Below are 16,345 nucleotides of genomic sequence, written 5' to 3' on the forward strand. Positions count from 1 at the left end.
ATTCGACGAGAAACATTGACCCGCCGCGAAAACTTTGAAACGCCGGAACATGAATCTCCGCCTGGCTTTAACTTCTTGCCCCCCCCTAAAAGCATTACGCCCTCAATAATGAGGGCGTAATGAAACCTGATTAGAGCCTCGAAGCGCTCACGCCATGGGCAATTTCAAGCCCTGCTCTTTTGCACAATCCACGGCAATCTCATAACCGGCATCCGCGTGCCGCATGACACCGGTGCCCGGGTCGTTCCACAGCACGCGGGCAATGCGCTTATCAGCCGCCTCCGTACCGTCGCAGACGATCACCACGCCGGAGTGCTGCGAATACCCCATGCCGACACCGCCGCCGTGGTGCAGCGACACCCAGGTGGCGCCACCGGCGACATTCAACATGGCGTTGAGCAGCGGCCAATCGGACACGGCATCGCTGCCGTCCTTCATCGCCTCGGTTTCGCGGTTGGGGCTGGCGACGGAGCCAGAGTCGAGGTGGTCGCGGCCGATCACGACCGGCGCTTTCAGCTCGCCGTTGCGCACCATCTCGTTGAAGGCGAGGCCGAGTTTGTGGCGAAGGCCCAGGCCAACCCAGCAGATACGCGCCGGCAAACCCTGGAAGCTGATGCGCTCCTTGGCCATATCCAGCCAGCGGTGCAGGTGCGGATCGTCGGGGATCAGCTCCTTCACTTTCTGGTCGGTCTTGTAGATGTCTTCCGGATCGCCGGAAAGCGCGACCCAGCGGAACGGACCCACGCCACGACAGAACAACGGGCGCACGAACGCCGGCACGAACCCAGGGAACGCAAACGCGTTCGACAGCCCTTCGTCCTTCGCCATCTGGCGGATATTGTTGCCGTAGTCGAACGTCGGAATGCCCTGCGCGTGGAAGGCGAGCATCGCTTCCACGTGCGTGCGCATGGATTGCTTGGCGGCTTTGGCGGTGCCGGCCGGGTCGCTCTTGCGGCGCTCGAACCACTGATCCACCGTCCAACCGCTGGGCAAATAGCCGTTGACCGGGTCGTGCGCGCTGGTCTGGTCGGTGACGGCATCCGGCTTCACGCCGCGACGCACCAGCTCCGGCAGCACGTCGGCCGCATTGCCGAGCAGCGCGATGGATTTCGCTTCACCGGCAGCGGTGTATTTCGCGATGCGGGCAAGCGCGTCGTCGAGATCGGTCGCCTGCTCGTCCACATAACGGGTCTTGAGGCGGAAATCGATGCTCTTCTGCTGGCATTCGATGTTGAGCGAACAGGCGCCTGCCAGCGTCGCGGCCAGCGGCTGCGCGCCGCCCATGCCGCCGAGGCCGGCGGTGAGAATCCACTTGCCCTTGAGGCTGCCGCCGTAATGCTGGCGCCCCATCTCAACGAAGGTTTCGTAGGTACCTTGCACGATGCCCTGCGAACCGATGTAGATCCACGAACCGGCCGTCATCTGGCCGTACATCATCAAGCCCTTCTTATCGAGCTCGTTGAAGTGCTCCCAGTTCGCCCAGGCCGGCACCAGGTTGGAGTTGGCGAGCAGCACGCGCGGGGCATCGGCATGGGTCGGGAATACACCGACCGGCTTGCCGGACTGGATCAGCAGCGTCTCGTTGTCGTTGAGTTCGCGCAGTGCGCGCAGGATCGCGTCGAAGCATTCCCAGTTGCGCGCGGCACGACCGATGCCGCCATAGACCACCAGCTCGGCCGGGTTTTCCGCCACCTCGGGGTCAAGGTTGTTCTGCAGCATGCGGAACGGCGCCTCGGTGAGCCAGCTCTTGCAGCTCAGTTCGCTGCCGCGCGGGGCACGGATGGTGCGGGTGGTGTCGATACGCGTCGGGGCATTCATCGGAAATCCTGAACAACGGGGAAGACCCCCGATTATGGGCGTGCGGTTTTGCCATCGCCAACTGCACTGCGGCAAAACCTGCTGTAACGCCATCGATACAGCCTCCTCTGCCCCGCCGGCCAGGCCCGCCAGGCCATCCGTTTGGCTGATTGCCGCACCGCAACCAGCGGACCAGACTCCTGTTCGGGAATCTGGGAAAGACCGGCGCGACTCACCTCCCGGGAGGTCATATGAGTGCGACAGGCTCGATGTACCGGACCGCCGCCATGGTCGCCCTGCTCATGGTCATGGGCGGCGCAACGGCCGCGGAAAAAGCGGAAAAGCATGCCCCCAGCGATGCCGACATGATCGCCAGTGCGATGCGCGCGGCGCCGGCAGGGGTTGCGAAAGGTGCGACCATCATTGTCGTGGACAAGGATGGCAAGATGCGCACGCTGCGCAAAGGCACGAACGATTTCACCTGCATGCCGGACAATCCGGCGATTCCAGGCCCGGCTGCCATGTGCATGGACAAGAACGCGATGGAATGGGTCCAGGCGTACATGGACCACAAGCCACCGACGGCCGGCAAGGTCGGCATGATGTACATGCTCACGGGCGGCACGGATGCGAGCAACACCGATCCGTATGCGCAGAAGCCCGACGCTGGCAACCATTGGATCAAGACCGGGCCACATTTCATGATCGTCGGCGCGGACGCGGCGTTCTACAGCACGTATCCGAAGAAGGCAGACCCGGATACATCCATGCCCTACATCATGTGGGCAGGCACGCCGTATGAGCACTTGATGGCGCCCGTGAAATAAGCCAGATCCTGAGTACTTGCACCCGGCCGGCGCCCAACGCCGGCCGGCTTTGTATCGATGTCCGAAAACGGCGAGTCGATGTCTTCGGAGGGTGCTAGCCTGCACCCATGCAAGACACCCACGCCCCCCATCTTCCCGACCCACGCATTTGCGATCAGGCCCGACTGAGCCGCGACGCGCGCTTCGACGGCCTGTTCTTCACCGCCGTCACCAGCACGCGGATCTACTGCCGGCCGGTATGCCCTGCCCCGTCGCCAAAACCGGAGAACGTGCGCTATTACGCCAGCGCCGCGGCGGCGGAAGCGGCCGGATTCCGCCCTTGCTTGCGCTGCCGGCCGGAGCTGGCGCCGGGGAATGACGCATGGCAACGCGGCGACCACGTCATCGCCCGCACGCTGAAGCTGATGGAACAGAACTCCTTGGAGCAGGACTCGCTGGAGCAGATCGCGCAGCGCGTCGGCATCGGCGGGCGGCAGCTGCGTCGTTTGTTCGTGGAACGGCTCGGCGCGCCGCCGATCAGCGTGCACACCACCCGTCGCCTGCTGTTCGCAAAACAGTTGCTGACGGAGACGAACATGCCGGTGACGGACGTCGCGCTGGCATCGGGCTTCCGCAGCTTGCGCCGTTTCAACGCCGCGTTTCAGCAAGCGAATCGCATGCCGCCGCGCGAGCTGCGGCGGCATCCCACCAAGGCGACCGGCGATGCCTTGACCTTGCGCCTCGGCTATCGCCCGCCTTATGACTTCGAAGCGATCCTGAGCTTCCTGCGCACGCGCTCGCTGCCCGGTGTGGAGCAAGTCGACGAACATAGCTACGCACGCGTGTTCGGCCCTGCCGAAGCCCCTGGCTGGTTGCGGCTGAGCGCCTGGCCCGGCGACGAGCACGCGCTGCAATTGCAGCTGCATTGTCCGCAACCGGCACAGATGCTCGGCGTGGTGACCAAGCTACGCCGCATGTTCGATCTGGACGCGGACCCGCAATCCATCGGCGACGTATTGCACGCCAGCAAGGTATTGAAACCCATGCACCAGCGGCGCCCCGGCCTGCGCCTGCCGGGCGGCTGGGACGGCTTCGAGATTGCCGTGCGTGCGGTTCTCGGCCAGCAAGTCAGTGTCGCGGCGGCGCGCACGCTGGCGACGCGCATCGTGCAGCGCTACGGGACGCCTGTGAACACACCAACCGTTCCCGGTCTGGAGCGCCTGTTCCCTGGCCCGGAGCTGCTGGTCGAAGCCGATCTGCGCGAAGTCGGCCTGACCACGGCGCGTGCCGCCACCGTGCGCGGCGTCGCCCAGGCATTGCTGGATGGCCGCATCGATTTCCGCAGCGAACAGCCGTTGGACGAATTCGTTGCACGCTGGGTGGAGCTGGCCGGCATCGGCGAATGGACCGCGCACTATATGGCGATGCGCGCGCTGAGCCATCCCGACGCTTTTCCCGCCGCCGATCTGATCCTGCGCCGCGCCGCCGCTCCCGACGGCCCCGAGCTAAGCACCAAGGCCCTCACCAACCTGGCCGAAGCCTGGCGCCCCTGGCGCGCTTACGCCGTGATGCATCTGTGGCGCAGCGCCAGCGACACTGCAGCCGCGCGTGCAAAGCCGGCAAAGACCAGGAGATAAGTGCATGCCGAATGCGAACGCCCCCATCTGGTACGACGAGATGCCCACGCCGATCGGCTGCCTGCGACTGGTCGCCGACGCGCAGGGTGTGCGCGAGATCTGGTTCGAAACCGGCCGTCACAAGAAGACGCCGGACCCTAGCTGGATACGCGCCGCGGAACCGCTGGCCGCAGTACGGCGCCAACTGGATGAATATTTCGCTGGGGATCGGCAGTGCTTCGATCTGCGCCTGCATCCGGTGGGCACGCCATTCCAGCTAGAGGTCTGGCACGAACTGGGACGGATTCCGTATGGCGTGACGATCAGCTATGCCGACCTCGCACGCCGCATCGGTCAGCCGCTGGCGGTGCGCGCCGTCGGCGCCGCAAATGGCCGCAACCCGCTACCTATCGTCTTGCCCTGCCATCGAGTGATCGGCAGCGACGGCAGCCTCACCGGTTTCGGCGGCGGCTTGCCGACCAAGCGCTTTTTGTTGTCGATGGAAGATCGTGTCGCGCACGGCGACCTGTTCGCCATGCCCTGACTGTAGGAGCGCACCCTGTGCGCGAAAGGGGGCGCCAGCCCCCTGCATAACAGGCATGATTGGAAAGCGCTTCGCTTGCTAAGCGGTGATACACCACAGGGGGCGTCCGCCCCCTTCGCGCACAGGGTGCGCTCCTACAGGTGTCAGGCCAGCACTCAATGTTGTGGGGGGTTTGGTGCCGTCGTAGAACTCGATGACTTTTGCTTCGGTGGTGACGACGGCTGCGGAAGCACGGGCGCCACCGACGTTGCTGCACGATAGCGATCCAGCAGATCGCGCTGGCGAGCGTTGTAGCGATCGCGCTGCGCCTGGTCGCTCAGGTCCAGTGCGCCGGTTGCCGTTGGGTCGTTGGCAAAAGGCCGGCGGATGGCGGCGGCATTGCGCTGCCGCTGCTCCTCCTGCACCTGGTTCTTCTGCAGCTGGTCCATCAGCAATGCCTGCTGATTGGCCTGTTGCGCCTGGATGGCCGAGTAGTTGACCGGCGGTGGCGACGTGACGGGCTTCTGTTGCCACGCCATGACGGCGCTGGCAGGAAGCAGCAAGCAAAGACCGATGGCCGGCCAGACAAGCCGGCGAGTACGTGTTAGCGAAGAGCAGAAGGGAGATGTAATGGTCATATGACTGCGCGATCATTCCCGGATTGCCTGATCAGATCGTAGGGACTCGCGTATGAAATTCCCGTTTCGCTTGTTGTTGTGTTTCGTTGTCGCGTTCAGCGCCGGGTGTGCCACGCAGCCACCGACTCCGTCTGCCGCGACCAGCGTATCGGCCCCCAAGGCCGCTCCGGCTCCCCTGCTGCTGATCTCCATCGACGGCTACCGCGCCGACTACATCGAGCGCAACCAGAGTCCGGTGCTGGCCTCGCTGGCCAAGGACGGCGTCAAAGCCGAATCCATGCAGCCGTCGTTCCCGTCGCTGACCTTCCCGAACCACTACACCATCGTCACCGGCCTGCGCCCCGACCATCACGGCATGGTCAACAACACCATGCGCGACCCCCAACTGGGCGAGTTCACCTTGAGCAACCGCGAGGCTGGCGCCGATGGGCGCTGGTGGGCACAAGGCACGCCTCTTTGGGAAACCGCGGGTCGCAGCGGGCTGAAGACCGCCACCATGTTCTGGCCGGGTACCGAGGCGCCGATCCATGATTACCGCCCGGATCATTGGCGCCCTTACGACGCCGCAGTGACGCCCGATCAGCGTGTGGACCAGGTGCTGGAATGGCTGGACTTGCCGGCTGACCAACGTCCGAGCTTCCTGACCCTTTACTTCGACGACGTCGACCATGCCGGCCACGAGCACGGCCCCGACTCGCCACAGGTCAACGCTGCGCTGGGCAAGGTCGACGCCGCGCTCGCGCGTCTGGTGGATGGCCTCAAGCAACGCCAACTGTTCGACCACATCAACCTGATCCTGGTCTCCGACCACGGCATGGCCAGCGCCCCGGCGAAGAACAGCGTGATGATCGAAAAGCTGATTCCGCTGGACCACGTGCAAACCGTGAGCAAGGGCGTACTCGCCGGCTTCAACCCCAAACCCGGCTACGACTTCGCCAAGATCGAAGCAAAACTGGAAAAGCCGCAGAAGCACATGCAGTGCTGGGACAAAACCCGCGTGCCCGCGCGCTTCATCTACGGCAACAACCCACGCGTACCGCAACTGCTATGTCTGGCCAACGTAGGCTGGCACATCACCACCAAGGCCGACCAGGCCAAGAAGCTCAAAGACGGCAAACTCAGCCTGGGCGAGCACGGTTACGACAACAGCGATCCGAGCATGCAAGCACTATTCGTCGCGCATGGCCCCGCGTTCCGCGAAGGCGCACAGCTGCCCTCGTTCCCGAATGTGGACGTCTATCCGTTGATGACACATCTGCTGCAACTGGCACCGGCGAAAAACGACGGCGACTTCGATGCAGTGAAGGAAGCGCTCAAGCCCGGCATGTGATTTCCAATGAGTGCATCTGCGCGAGCCACTCTTGCTCACTAGACCGTGTTTGGTAAGACATGGATGTCTTACTTTCGGCCCAAGCCTTCGATGACGCCAGCCTCATCCCTAGCCGCGGAATTACCCCGCAGGCCTGGCTATTCGCGCCCCTCGACATAAGCCATTGCAGCGACGGAAAGATTCTGAAATTGGCTTTTTGATTCAACGGTCAAGGCAACCCACTCCTTCATTGGACGGCCCTTCCCACTCGGATCCCAAAGAAGGGCCCCGGTCATCTCCATGGCTTTGCCGTGAGCCATGCCGGTCAACTTGAACACAACCGTTTCTTTGTGTTGCGCGACAAATGCCTTTCCGTCGATTTTCAGACAGGGCTTGCCGAACATCTGGCTGACGACCACCCCTTTCTTCAACAAGAGAGTGTCGCGAAGCTTTTCGTACTCGATGATTGCCGTCGTCATTACTCCCCTCGTCCCTCTGCCCGAAGCATTCCCGCGAACACTTGCCCCTCACCCTGTACACAAATAGGCGAACGAGGCAAAGGAAGTCAATCTGCTTCATGGCATCCCCAGCGACAGCGGTCCTGGCAACGGCGCCAGCCGATACAGCCGCCAAGCGATCAGCCACCGGGTGTCTTTCGGCACAGGGGCGACCAGCGCGGTAGCATGGCGTCCTCCCGTCTGGTTTGTCCGGAACAAGCAATGATCAACAACGACGTACTGCGCAGCATCCGCTACATGCTCGATCTCAGCGACATCAAGGTCGTCGAGATCATCAAGCTGGCCGATGCGGATTTCCCGGTCGAGAAAGTGGACGTGCAGGCGTTCCTGAAAAAGGATGAGGAGGATGGCTACGTCGAATGCGGCAACGACGTCCTCGCGCGCTTCCTCGACGGATTGGTATTTCACTATCGCGGCAGGGACGAAAGTCTGCCGCCGCGCCCGGTAGAAAAGCGCGTCACCAACAACGTTGTGCTGAAGAAGCTTCGTGTCGCGTTCCAGCTGAAAGACGTGGACATGCACCAGGCCTTCCAGGACGCCGGCTTCCCGATCTCCAAGCCGGAACTCACCGCACTGTTCCGCCAACCCGACCACAAGAACTTCCGCCTCTGCGGCGATCAACTGCTGCGCAATTTCCTCAAGGGATTGACGATGCGCGTGCGGGGCAGCGGCTGAACGCTGAAAGTCCAACCTGACCCTTGTTTTGCAGCACGGGCTTGCTACCACATGTTGCACGAGGGCACTCCGTTCGATCCGATACGCGCCTTCGGCTGATCACGCTGACGGTCGCAGGCTGGAACCGGGGTATGGCTTCGAACCAGCACTCTGAATAGCCGCGACCGTCGGCACCTGTGTTGCAGCAGGACCGCACGCGGACCGAGCCATAAAGGGGTGGGCCTTGGAGCCCGTGACTCTGTGCGACGCATAGCGCGCATCTGGACGGACTCCGCGATGACCGATGAGTGTTTGGATCATCGCAGACCGCCTAGACGGTCTGCATCCAGAACGGTGACTGGCGCGATCTTGGCGCCGCATGAAACACAGCGGCTGGCGATCATCTGCACGACGGGACAGCATGTCCCTCCGGCTAGGCCGGAGTCGGGCGTTTATGAGTCTATTGACTCGGACGGCGAAATGGTGACCCTGATTTCCAGAGGCCATTCAGACCCTGCCAAGCCACGACATTAATCGCGCAACTTCTTTATAGCATTCATGAAGTCTTTTTTATTTATTTTAAACTTCTTTTCTTCAAACCGAACGACACCATTGTAATCAATGAAATAAGATGAACTCGGCGAGACGATTACCTTCGCCCTAACGTTATTATCCATATAGAACTCAGAAGCCGGACGAGGAGAAAGCATTGAAAGGAATTTCTTCTTATCCATCGCGTACTTACAATACTTTCCCTGACCGATATCAGCCTCAGTCCTCCCCATCACCAAATCAACTCTAAAATCAATCAGACACACAACTGCCTCGTTAGGATCAATGACATCCCGCTTTATAACTTGCGACACACCATCACGCAGTCCAGCCAGCATTATGACGGCAAGAAATGCGGCTATTTTTATTTTTCTTAACACCGGATTACCCCTCTATTTTCGACCGTAACTTGTTCGAAGAGGCAGACCCATCTCTTGTCGAATGGGATTTTCGACCATTCGAACGTTATCTCCGAGCGGATCAGTGGCGCTCGGATTGTCGCTGTAACCCCACGCATGCCCAAGCTCGTGGCCAATTAGCACGGGAAGAGTAATGGGCTGCATTCCAGCAGTCGTTGGTATCGACGGGAAATCACATATGTCAACAAACACGGTGTGTGGATGACCCTCGCAACCCAAATAATCGGAAGAAGGGCAGTATTTGTCATTATCCATGTCGCCTGTTGGTCTAATCTCGAATACCGTCGATGACTTCTCTAGATCGCTATTTATTGCGCGCGCAGTCGCCGAACGACTATTTAATTCAGCGTAGGCATTAATCAAGATCTGTGCAGCCACAGGGTCGCTCGCCACCACCTTTACCATTAAGCCGCTCGGATCATAGTAATCAACGGGATCACTACCCACATAGGCATACGTGCTTATCCCGCCCATCAATCCAATCGGATCGCTCTGCTTATACCGCCCCGTGAGCGGATCATAATCGCGCTGCTGGTTGTAGTACTGCCCGCTTTCTGCGTCGTAGTACTGCCCGGGAAATCGCAGGTTAAAGACGTAGCCATTGCTTGACGTCGGCTGCTGTTCGCCAAACGGATTGCCCTGGTAGCTCCACTGCCAGATCGCAGCACCGGTAGCATCCGTGATCGCGCGCGTTGTATTGAGCCCGTCGGCATGCACATAGCTCACCGTGCTGGTGGTGCCGGTTGTATCGACCACCGCCACCGGCAGATCACCCAACCAGATGTAGTCGCGATTGACCGTGCCGTACTCCCCGATCAGCTGACTACTCTCGTCATACGCAAAGCGCTGACTGATCGCCTGCGGCAACGTCACGCTCTTGGCGATGCGCTGCCCCAGCACGTTGTAGCTGTAGCTGGCCACGGTCTGCCCGTTGCGCTGCACCACCGTCAGCCGGTTGCGGCCGTTGTAGCCATAACCATAGGTGTCGCCACCCGCCGCACTGCCGGTGGTGTTGCCGTTGGCGTCATAGCTGCGCGCACTGGTGCCGATGCTGGTCAGCCAGTGCGTGCCGCTCTGGTAGCCGTACGTGCCCGTCGCTAATCCGCTGGCGGTCTTGCTCAACCGATCCCCGGTCTTGCTGTAGGTGTACGCCTCGATCGCGGCGCCACTGGCGTTGTTGACGCCGGTGAGGCGGTACAGCGGGTCGTAGGCGTAGCTCTCAACGGCAGGGTTGGCGCCGGGCGCATTGCCCAGCGCGGTGGGGTTGCCCATCGCATCCCGGGCGAAGTGCAGGTTGAGCGCGGGGCTGGTGACGTCGGTCAGCGCGTAGTTGGCGTCGTAGCTGCGCGTGACGGTCTGGCCGTTGCCCAGGGTGTAGCTCGCAATCGGGCCGAACGGGAGATAGGTGATGCCGCTGACGGCCGTGCCGGCCGAGGTACCCGGCGGGGTGACCGTCACGGTGGTGACCCGCCCGGCGCCATCCCGCATGTACTGCGTCGCGGTCGTGCTCGGTGTGATGACGCTGCTGAGGCGATCCCCCAGGGTGTAGCTGTACTGGGTCACGTCGGTCTGTGTGGACTGCACTTGGCGCTTCTGGATGACGTTGCCGCGCGCGTCGTAGCAGAACACGGTAGTCACGGCGTTCTCGATCACGCGCGTCAGACGGCCGACCGGAGACGAACTGCTGCACCCGGTGACGCTGTTGGCCTCGTCGTAGGTGTAGCCGACGTTGAGCGTGGGGTCGGTGTAGGTGGTGGCGATGCGGCGGTTGAGCGCGTCGTAGCTGGAGGTGCTGACGTTGCCCTTGGCGTCGGTCTGCTGCGTGCGGTTGCCGGCGGCATCGACGACGTACGCCGTGGTGCCGGTATCCGGACTGTGCACGGCCTTGGGATTACTTAAACCGTCGTAGTCGTAGGTGGTGTTGAGGCCATCCGGATCGCCCACGCCCAGCAGCTGGTCGCGCGCGTCGTAGGCGAACACGCTCTGGGTGTTTTGGGTGGCGCTGTCGGTGCCGTTGTAGTTGTCCAGCGTGCTGACCAGCCGGTTGAGGCCGTCGTAGCCCTGCTTGCGCTGGATGCCCAGCGCATCGGCGGTGTGGACCAGGTTGCCGTTGGCGTCGTAGCTGTCGGCGAAGCTGGCGTTGAAGACGGTGTGGCTCAGGCCGTCGGTGAGGCCGGTGAGTTGACCCAGGGTGTTGTAGGTGCGGGCCAGCGAGCGGCGCAGCGTGTTCGCGGCGTCAAAGGTTTCTTCCTTGGTTTTGTTGCCGGCGGCATCGAGCGTGTAGTGGATGCGGTTGCCCAGCGCATCGGTGAGGTCGGTGAGGCGATGGGCGGCATCGTAGGTGTAGCTGACGGTGACTCCGTCGGGGTCGGTAATCGAGGCCACCGCAGCGTAAGGGGTGTAAGCAATGGTGGTGGTGGCGTCACCGGAAGACGCCGCGCCGCTGGGACTGGCACGCACGATCCTCGTCTGCAGCAGGCCACGCGGCATGTAGGTGAGATCGGTGATCACCCCGTTGGCGTCGGTGAGGCGCGTGACCCGGCCTGCACCGTCGTAAGTGTTGTAGGTCGTGACATGGCCTAGCGCATCGGTGACGGATTTCAGGTCCCCGTGACGGGCGGTGGCGCTGTCGGTGAGGTAGTAGCTGTAGGTGACAGCATCGGACACGTCCGTGCGCGGGCCGGCCACCGAGAGCAACAGGCCGACCAGCGGGCATTGGCTGGTATCGATGGCCGTGCAGTAGGTGTAGGTCCGGCGACGCACCCCGGTGGGCGGCGTGCCGCTGGCCGCACAGGTGTAGGACGTTGCGCCAGCCACGGCCGGGTCGATCTCGCAGCGCGCTTGCACCTGACCGAAGGCGTTGTAGACCCAGGCAGTGGACGCCACGGTGGCGCCACTGTTGTCCAGCACCGTGCGCGTCAGCGGCACCCGCAACGTGGTGTTCCAGGTGGTGTTGATCGTGCGCTGGTTGGATTGGCCCCGCGCCTCGATGGCCTGGGTCAGCAGGCCGGTGCTGCTGTAGGCCGTCGCGGTGATGTTGCCATTGAAGTCCGTGGCCGTGGCGGGATAGCCATTGGCGTCGTAGGTGCGGGTCTGCCACGGCTGACCGCACGCCGGATCGCACGGGTGGTCGAGCGTAGCCACCCGAACCAAGCCCTGAATCGTTGAGAAACCCTGCGTCGAGGTGACGCCGAGCGGATAGAGCACGGTCGACGTGCCATCACTGTTGTAGGTGATGCTTGTGGTATCCACGTTGCCAGCAAAGCTCGACGAGGTTGCCCGGCCGGTGCTGTCGAACTGGGTGTTCTCGTAGCGCACCCCGGCCTCGTCCACGATCCCGGTCATCGCATTGGGCAGGTTCGTGCTGCCCGTGAGCGAGGACTCGTTATAAACGTACTGGCGCGACTTGCCGTCCGGGTACTGCACCGACAGCAGGTTGCCGCCGACGTCGTACGTATAGGTCAGCGTACCGGCGTCGGGCTGCGTGATCCGGTGCACGTGCGCATTGCTGTCGTAGGTGAAACCCAGCTGACGCCCGTTCGTATCCGTGACCGTCAGCAGCAGCCCGGGCTTGGGAGCCACGGCAGGATCGGTCAGTGTCGTGCTGTAGGTCAGGTTGATGCCCTGACCGGTCTCGTCCGTGACCGCTTGCAGCAGCCCGTTGGTGTCGTAGGTCTCGAAGTGGCGCAAGGCGGCCACGAAAACGGTAAAGCCCGTCGCGACACCTTGTGCATTGTCCGTTTCGGTCAGCACGTCCGGCACGTCCGGATCGGCTGTCCATTGCCCGTTGGCCTTGTTGAAGGTTTCCTGCTTGCCGTCGGGCCGGAACATCGTGATGAATGACGCTCCGCTGGAGTTAAGCCTGATCTCCAGTGAACGATCAAAACTATGGCGCCAGTGCGCCCCTATCGCAGTCGAGGCCACGGCGGCATGACTGTTGTAGAAACGACGCAATGTCAACCAGTAACTGGTCAGGTAGTCGTCATCTTGCAGATATTTATTCCCGGTAACGGCGTTGATGGGATCGCCCACCATCGGGGCGCCTTTCAACTTCGCGCAGGACGACTCCGACGCAGTGCCATTGCCGCCGGCTCCACTTCCACCACCACCGCCCGTGCTGCCTTCACCACCGTTGCAGCCGCCGCCATCACCGATATTCTTACCAGGGTCATTGGAATAGTGTGTTGCCCAAACTGCAAAATCTCCGCCACACGTGCCATGGAGCAGCAATATATCAACGTAACTAAATCCATTGTAAATATTGTTATTGCTGTAAGGGTCAGCAAAGACTTCTGAATAGGAACATCCCGGAAATGCACCGCTCCAATCGATTTGGTACTGCGCCCACGCCAAGTCCCTGGCGCCCTTGACCGTACTCGACTGAACTCCGTAGCTCCCTTTGTAAGGCGGCCCATAAAATGTAGTAGTTCCGCTCGAAAGCTGGGCTTGCGGCATGAGCTGCGCACTGGGCATCGGATTAGATCGAGAGCTGGAGGCATGAGCGGGCCCCATATCTTCACCGCCGATTCCTGCTGCGACGCTAGCCGATGCCGAACTAACTCCCCACAGGCTGATGCAAAGCATCAGCAACACGCTTCGAACAAAATCCATTTAGCCCCCAGAAGTGTGTATCGGCGTCACTGGGTCGATTCACGTAAAACGCGAACACCCGCGGCGATGGGCTTTATAGCAGGTGACGGTTTCAATCTCTATGTGCAATACCCGGCCTGTTGCAGTACGCCTTGCGCGGTGACCGGTCGCCTCCCATGTCTGCGGTTGAGTCAATAGACCCATAAACGCCCAACTCCGGGCTAGCCCCGCAAGCGAGCCTGGTCGCGATAAGGCAACAATCGAAGCAATAGCGCCACTGGATGATTCGCTTCGCTCACTCTTTTGGGGTCATCCCTCGGACGCTCTATGCGCTCGGCGCTTGTCCGGCCTTCGCCGGTACGCGGGAGAGCGAGGAATGACGAAGTAGAAGCGGTGTCGTGAGCACCCGCCCCTCAAAATCTATGAAAGTTCAGGCAAGCCATGGCTCCTCACCCCGCCCCTCTCCCCGGCAGGGAGAGAGGGTTTGTGTTGCATCATCGCCCGCTCGATATTCTGCTGGAACACGGCCAGCAGCCCCTCCTCCAGACCAAGCGTATGAAATTCGTTCGCGCCATAGAGCAGACCTGATTGCACATGCTCGGCGACGGCGAAGTCTTCATTGTCGAAGACCGCATCATTGGTATAAGCAAAGCGTTTGGCGAGCGCAGCCTGGCCTTCCTCACCCTTGAATTCCGTGGCGCGATACAGCATCTCGTGCGTCCAGATCGTGCAATCGGGTGCCTCTGGGTAGAAGCTGTTGATGGAGACGTAATCGGGATGCATGATGAAAAACGTGTGTGGAAACAGCGAGTAGTAGACCGATGCATAGTCCAGTATTCGCCATGACGCACTGTCGACCTGTAATGCGTCCAGCACATTGGTACGCGCCGCCGCCAGGCGTATATGCAGGCCATGTTCCAGGTGCGCGATAACGCCTCGATGAAACGCGCGCGACAGCGTTTCGCGATGCAGGAACGGTACGTGATAGCCCTCCAGATAGGTCTTGATCAGTAGCTTCCAGTTCGCATGCTTGATGACGGTGTTCTTGCGATAGCTGACCAGATCGTCGAGCCCAAAATGCTGAAGATCCTCACCGATCGGACCGAGGTAGGCAGGCAAATCCATGCGTGCGCCCGGTGTGGGGTGGATCCAGATCAAACCTGCATGTTCGATCACCGGCAATTCATGCAAGCCATACTGCTTGCAGTCCAGGCCAGGGAAGTTATGGGACCGGGTAACCGAACGCAGGTTGCCGTCCAGGCCGTAGGTCCAACCATGAAACGGACAAACGAACGCCTTCAGCCGCTCCTCCTTGCCGGAGACGATGCGCGCGCCGCGATGACGGCACGTGTTGAGGAAGGCGCGTAAGCGCCCGTCCTGGCCGCGAACGACGACGTAAGGGAACTTGGCCCAATCGCTAAGCAAATAGGACCCTGCTTCTCGCACATGCGAGGCATGGCCGGCCAGCATCGGGTAGTGGCGAAACACCGTCGCCATTTCCTGCCGCAGGATATCCGCATCCGTATAGATGCGTACTGGAAGTTGCACCACTTCATCCAGCATGTCCTGATTGCGCTGGCGTTCGCGCAATGACAACAGCGTCCGCATGGTTTCGACTTGCACTTCGTGCTTCATGGCGATCCCCCGATCCGTTCTAAGACGATGACACCACGGTGCCCTGTGCGATCGCGCACAGCTTTTCCTTATCGTCTTCCACCGCGAATATTTCGCATTGGCAAACCGCCTGCCGCTTGCCGATACTTCGCGCCTTGGCTCTCGCCACAAGATGGGAGCCGGTCGCTGGCTTCAAGTAATTGAGCTTGAACTCCGAAGTCAGTGCGTTGCCGCCCAGGGCGAGGCCGCCAGCGAAGGTGATCGAGTTGTCCGCGAGATAGCTGATCACACCGCCATGTACAAAACCGTGCTGCTGTTTCAAGTGATCGACGATGGCGAGCGTTAATTCTGCGTGATCGTCGCCAACCTGCGTCAGCTGCGCGCCGATAAACTGGCTGAACGGTTGTGCTTCGAATACCTGATGGGCAAAGATTTTTATATCGGTCACTATCTAATCCCCCGCTGGCTTCGGTGACCTGTTGTTTCCGGCTGTCAGGCCGAGGTCAAGAGCAGTCATTTTAGGGACATCGCTATAGGAAGCTGTTCGGATTTGCCCATGACACGCCATCAAGCTTCCAACGTTTCGGTTCCGCGCAGAAAGCCGCAGCAATCTCGCTCGCGGCTCACCTCCATGGCCCTGCAGGAGGCGTTTGTTCGGCTTTTGCCGGAGCGCGGCTATGAAGCGCTAACGATCCGTGAAATTGTCGACGTGGCGGGAACTGGCTTGGGCAGCTTTTACGAATACTTTGCCAACAAGGAAGATTTGGCGCGCGTGAGTATCCATCTGCGGACCAAGGTTCTGCTTCAAACCATCCGCGACACCGTGGCCCTACAGCGCGGCCAACCACTGAGAGAAATGCTCGATGCGATCATCCACGCCCTCACGGACATTCATCGCGAACATCCTGCGCAATGGGCTGTGCATTACCTGATCGAACGGCGAATATCCGACGCAGCGGCATATTCGAAAATGTATGATCGTTTTGTGAAGGCGTGGGCGGATGCGATCACGGCAGCCGCCGATGCAAGCACCGATAAAGCCCACATACTCGAAGTGGCGCGAACCTGCCACACGATCATCTACGGCTTGTTCGCGCATGCACATATCCAAGCCTTTGCAACTGGAGGGAGCGCGCCGGATTTGCAACGCTTGCTGCAACAATCGCTGCAGGGCTTATTGGGATATCTCGATTGCGCTGACGTGTACAGAACTGCGAGGCAGAACGCGCACTGATGCACACGCCGGGGATTGCGGTGTCGGGCTTTGCTTTCGCTCACCTCAACCTACGCTGGGGTGACGGCAGTGAGA

Annotated in this window: 14 protein-coding genes and 1 pseudogene; 7 read left to right on the forward strand and 8 right to left on the reverse strand. The window is 61.1% G+C overall.

The features are described 5' to 3' along the window. Positions 1 to 147: 147 nt before the first annotated feature. Entirely contained in the window at positions 148 to 1,818 is a 1,671-nt protein-coding gene (gene hutU / locus OUZ45_RS05430; RefSeq protein WP_266168919.1) for a urocanate hydratase, read from the reverse strand. Between the two features lie 230 nt (positions 1,819 to 2,048). Here hutU and OUZ45_RS05435 point away from each other — a divergent pair, with 230 nt between their 5' ends. From OUZ45_RS05435 to OUZ45_RS05445, 3 genes are all read left to right on the forward strand, one after another. Next, a complete protein-coding gene (locus tag OUZ45_RS05435; protein ID WP_266168920.1) occupies positions 2,049 to 2,624 on the forward strand; it encodes a hypothetical protein in 576 nt (191 codons plus the stop codon). 107 nt (positions 2,625 to 2,731) lie between these two features. Beyond that, positions 2,732 to 4,240: a DNA-3-methyladenine glycosylase 2 family protein gene (locus OUZ45_RS05440; protein WP_266168921.1), complete on the forward strand. Its 1,509-nt coding sequence runs from the start codon at positions 2,732 to 2,734 to the stop codon at positions 4,238 to 4,240. 4 nt (positions 4,241 to 4,244) lie between these two features. Beyond that, entirely contained in the window at positions 4,245 to 4,763 is a 519-nt protein-coding gene (locus tag OUZ45_RS05445; protein WP_266168922.1) for a methylated-DNA--[protein]-cysteine S-methyltransferase, read from the forward strand. 155 nt (positions 4,764 to 4,918) lie between these two features. Here OUZ45_RS05445 and OUZ45_RS05450 read toward each other — a convergent pair whose 3' ends face one another. After that, complete coding sequence (locus OUZ45_RS05450; protein WP_266168923.1) at positions 4,919 to 5,281, reverse strand: hypothetical protein; 363 nt, start codon at positions 5,279 to 5,281, stop codon at positions 4,919 to 4,921. Positions 5,282 to 5,432: 151 nt separating this feature from the next. Here OUZ45_RS05450 and OUZ45_RS05455 point away from each other — a divergent pair, with 151 nt between their 5' ends. Continuing rightward, positions 5,433 to 6,710: an alkaline phosphatase family protein gene (locus tag OUZ45_RS05455; RefSeq protein ID WP_266168924.1), complete on the forward strand. Its 1,278-nt coding sequence runs from the start codon at positions 5,433 to 5,435 to the stop codon at positions 6,708 to 6,710. A gap of 137 nt (positions 6,711 to 6,847) precedes the next feature. Here the strand turns inward: OUZ45_RS05455 and OUZ45_RS05460 are convergent, their stop codons facing one another. Further along, complete coding sequence (locus OUZ45_RS05460) at positions 6,848 to 7,168, reverse strand: hypothetical protein (protein WP_266168925.1); 321 nt, start codon at positions 7,166 to 7,168, stop codon at positions 6,848 to 6,850. A gap of 240 nt (positions 7,169 to 7,408) precedes the next feature. Between OUZ45_RS05460 and OUZ45_RS05465 the strand changes: the two genes are divergently transcribed. Continuing rightward, complete coding sequence (locus OUZ45_RS05465) at positions 7,409 to 7,882, forward strand: YehS family protein (protein WP_266168926.1); 474 nt, start codon at positions 7,409 to 7,411, stop codon at positions 7,880 to 7,882. A gap of 509 nt (positions 7,883 to 8,391) precedes the next feature. Here OUZ45_RS05465 and OUZ45_RS05470 read toward each other — a convergent pair. The 3 genes and pseudogenes from OUZ45_RS05470 to OUZ45_RS20820 form a co-directional block, all read right to left on the reverse strand. Next, positions 8,392 to 8,793: a hypothetical protein gene (locus tag OUZ45_RS05470; RefSeq protein ID WP_266168927.1), complete on the reverse strand. Its 402-nt coding sequence runs from the start codon at positions 8,791 to 8,793 to the stop codon at positions 8,392 to 8,394. A 12-nt stretch (positions 8,794 to 8,805) separates the two neighbouring features. Further along, positions 8,806 to 12,663 carry an RHS repeat-associated core domain-containing protein gene (locus OUZ45_RS05475; protein WP_266168928.1) on the reverse strand — a complete coding sequence of 1,286 codons (3,858 nt, stop codon included), beginning with the start codon at positions 12,661 to 12,663 and terminating at the stop codon, positions 8,806 to 8,808. A gap of 27 nt (positions 12,664 to 12,690) precedes the next feature. Next, a pseudogene (locus tag OUZ45_RS20820) lies at positions 12,691 to 12,825 on the reverse strand (DUF6531 domain-containing protein); the annotation flags it as partial. On the opposite strand from OUZ45_RS20820, the gene OUZ45_RS05480 reads away from it, so the two are divergent. Continuing rightward, on the forward strand, positions 12,763 to 13,128 hold the full coding sequence (locus OUZ45_RS05480; protein ID WP_266168929.1) for a hypothetical protein: 366 nt from the start codon (positions 12,763 to 12,765) through the stop codon (positions 13,126 to 13,128). The pseudogene OUZ45_RS20820 and the gene OUZ45_RS05480 sit on opposite strands and share 63 nt — an antisense overlap. A gap of 714 nt (positions 13,129 to 13,842) precedes the next feature. Here the strand turns inward: OUZ45_RS05480 and OUZ45_RS05485 are convergent. Together OUZ45_RS05485 and OUZ45_RS05490 are read right to left on the reverse strand one after the other, a co-directional pair. Beyond that, complete coding sequence (locus OUZ45_RS05485; RefSeq protein ID WP_266168930.1) at positions 13,843 to 15,057, reverse strand: aromatic ring-hydroxylating oxygenase subunit alpha; 1,215 nt, start codon at positions 15,055 to 15,057, stop codon at positions 13,843 to 13,845. 19 nt (positions 15,058 to 15,076) lie between these two features. After that, on the reverse strand, positions 15,077 to 15,484 hold the full coding sequence (locus tag OUZ45_RS05490; RefSeq protein ID WP_266168931.1) for a PaaI family thioesterase: 408 nt from the start codon (positions 15,482 to 15,484) through the stop codon (positions 15,077 to 15,079). 108 nt (positions 15,485 to 15,592) lie between these two features. Here OUZ45_RS05490 and OUZ45_RS05495 point away from each other — a divergent pair, with 108 nt between their 5' ends. After that, positions 15,593 to 16,270, forward strand: a complete 678-nt coding sequence (locus OUZ45_RS05495) for a TetR/AcrR family transcriptional regulator (protein ID WP_266168932.1) — start codon at positions 15,593 to 15,595, stop codon at positions 16,268 to 16,270. Positions 16,271 to 16,345 lie beyond the last annotated feature (75 nt).

It is taken from the genome of Dyella subtropica (assembly GCF_026283965.1).
GTDB lineage: Bacteria > Pseudomonadota > Gammaproteobacteria > Xanthomonadales > Rhodanobacteraceae > Dyella_D > Dyella_D subtropica.

Bases quoted from the DNA above. Each gene is read 5' to 3' on its own strand.
- OUZ45_RS05445 (WP_266168922.1), top strand. From the start codon at position 4,245: ATGCCGAATGCGAACGCCCCCATCTGGTACGACGAGATGCCCACGCCG.
- OUZ45_RS05475 (WP_266168928.1), bottom strand. From the start codon at position 12,663: ATGTTCCGGCCCGACGGCAAGCAGGAAACCTTCAACAAGGCCAACGGG.
- hutU (WP_266168919.1), bottom strand. From the start codon at position 1,818: ATGAATGCCCCGACGCGTATCGACACCACCCGCACCATCCGTGCCCCG.
- OUZ45_RS05450 (WP_266168923.1), bottom strand. From the start codon at position 5,281: ATGGCGTGGCAACAGAAGCCCGTCACGTCGCCACCGCCGGTCAACTAC.
- OUZ45_RS05440 (WP_266168921.1), top strand. From the start codon at position 2,732: ATGCAAGACACCCACGCCCCCCATCTTCCCGACCCACGCATTTGCGAT.
- OUZ45_RS05435 (WP_266168920.1), top strand. From the start codon at position 2,049: ATGAGTGCGACAGGCTCGATGTACCGGACCGCCGCCATGGTCGCCCTG.
- OUZ45_RS05460 (WP_266168925.1), bottom strand. From the start codon at position 7,168: ATGACGACGGCAATCATCGAGTACGAAAAGCTTCGCGACACTCTCTTG.
- OUZ45_RS05455 (WP_266168924.1), top strand. From the start codon at position 5,433: ATGAAATTCCCGTTTCGCTTGTTGTTGTGTTTCGTTGTCGCGTTCAGC.
- OUZ45_RS05480 (WP_266168929.1), top strand. From the start codon at position 12,763: ATGACTGTTGTAGAAACGACGCAATGTCAACCAGTAACTGGTCAGGTA.
- OUZ45_RS05465 (WP_266168926.1), top strand. From the start codon at position 7,409: ATGATCAACAACGACGTACTGCGCAGCATCCGCTACATGCTCGATCTC.
- OUZ45_RS05485 (WP_266168930.1), bottom strand. From the start codon at position 15,057: ATGAAGCACGAAGTGCAAGTCGAAACCATGCGGACGCTGTTGTCATTG.
- OUZ45_RS05495 (WP_266168932.1), top strand. From the start codon at position 15,593: ATGACACGCCATCAAGCTTCCAACGTTTCGGTTCCGCGCAGAAAGCCG.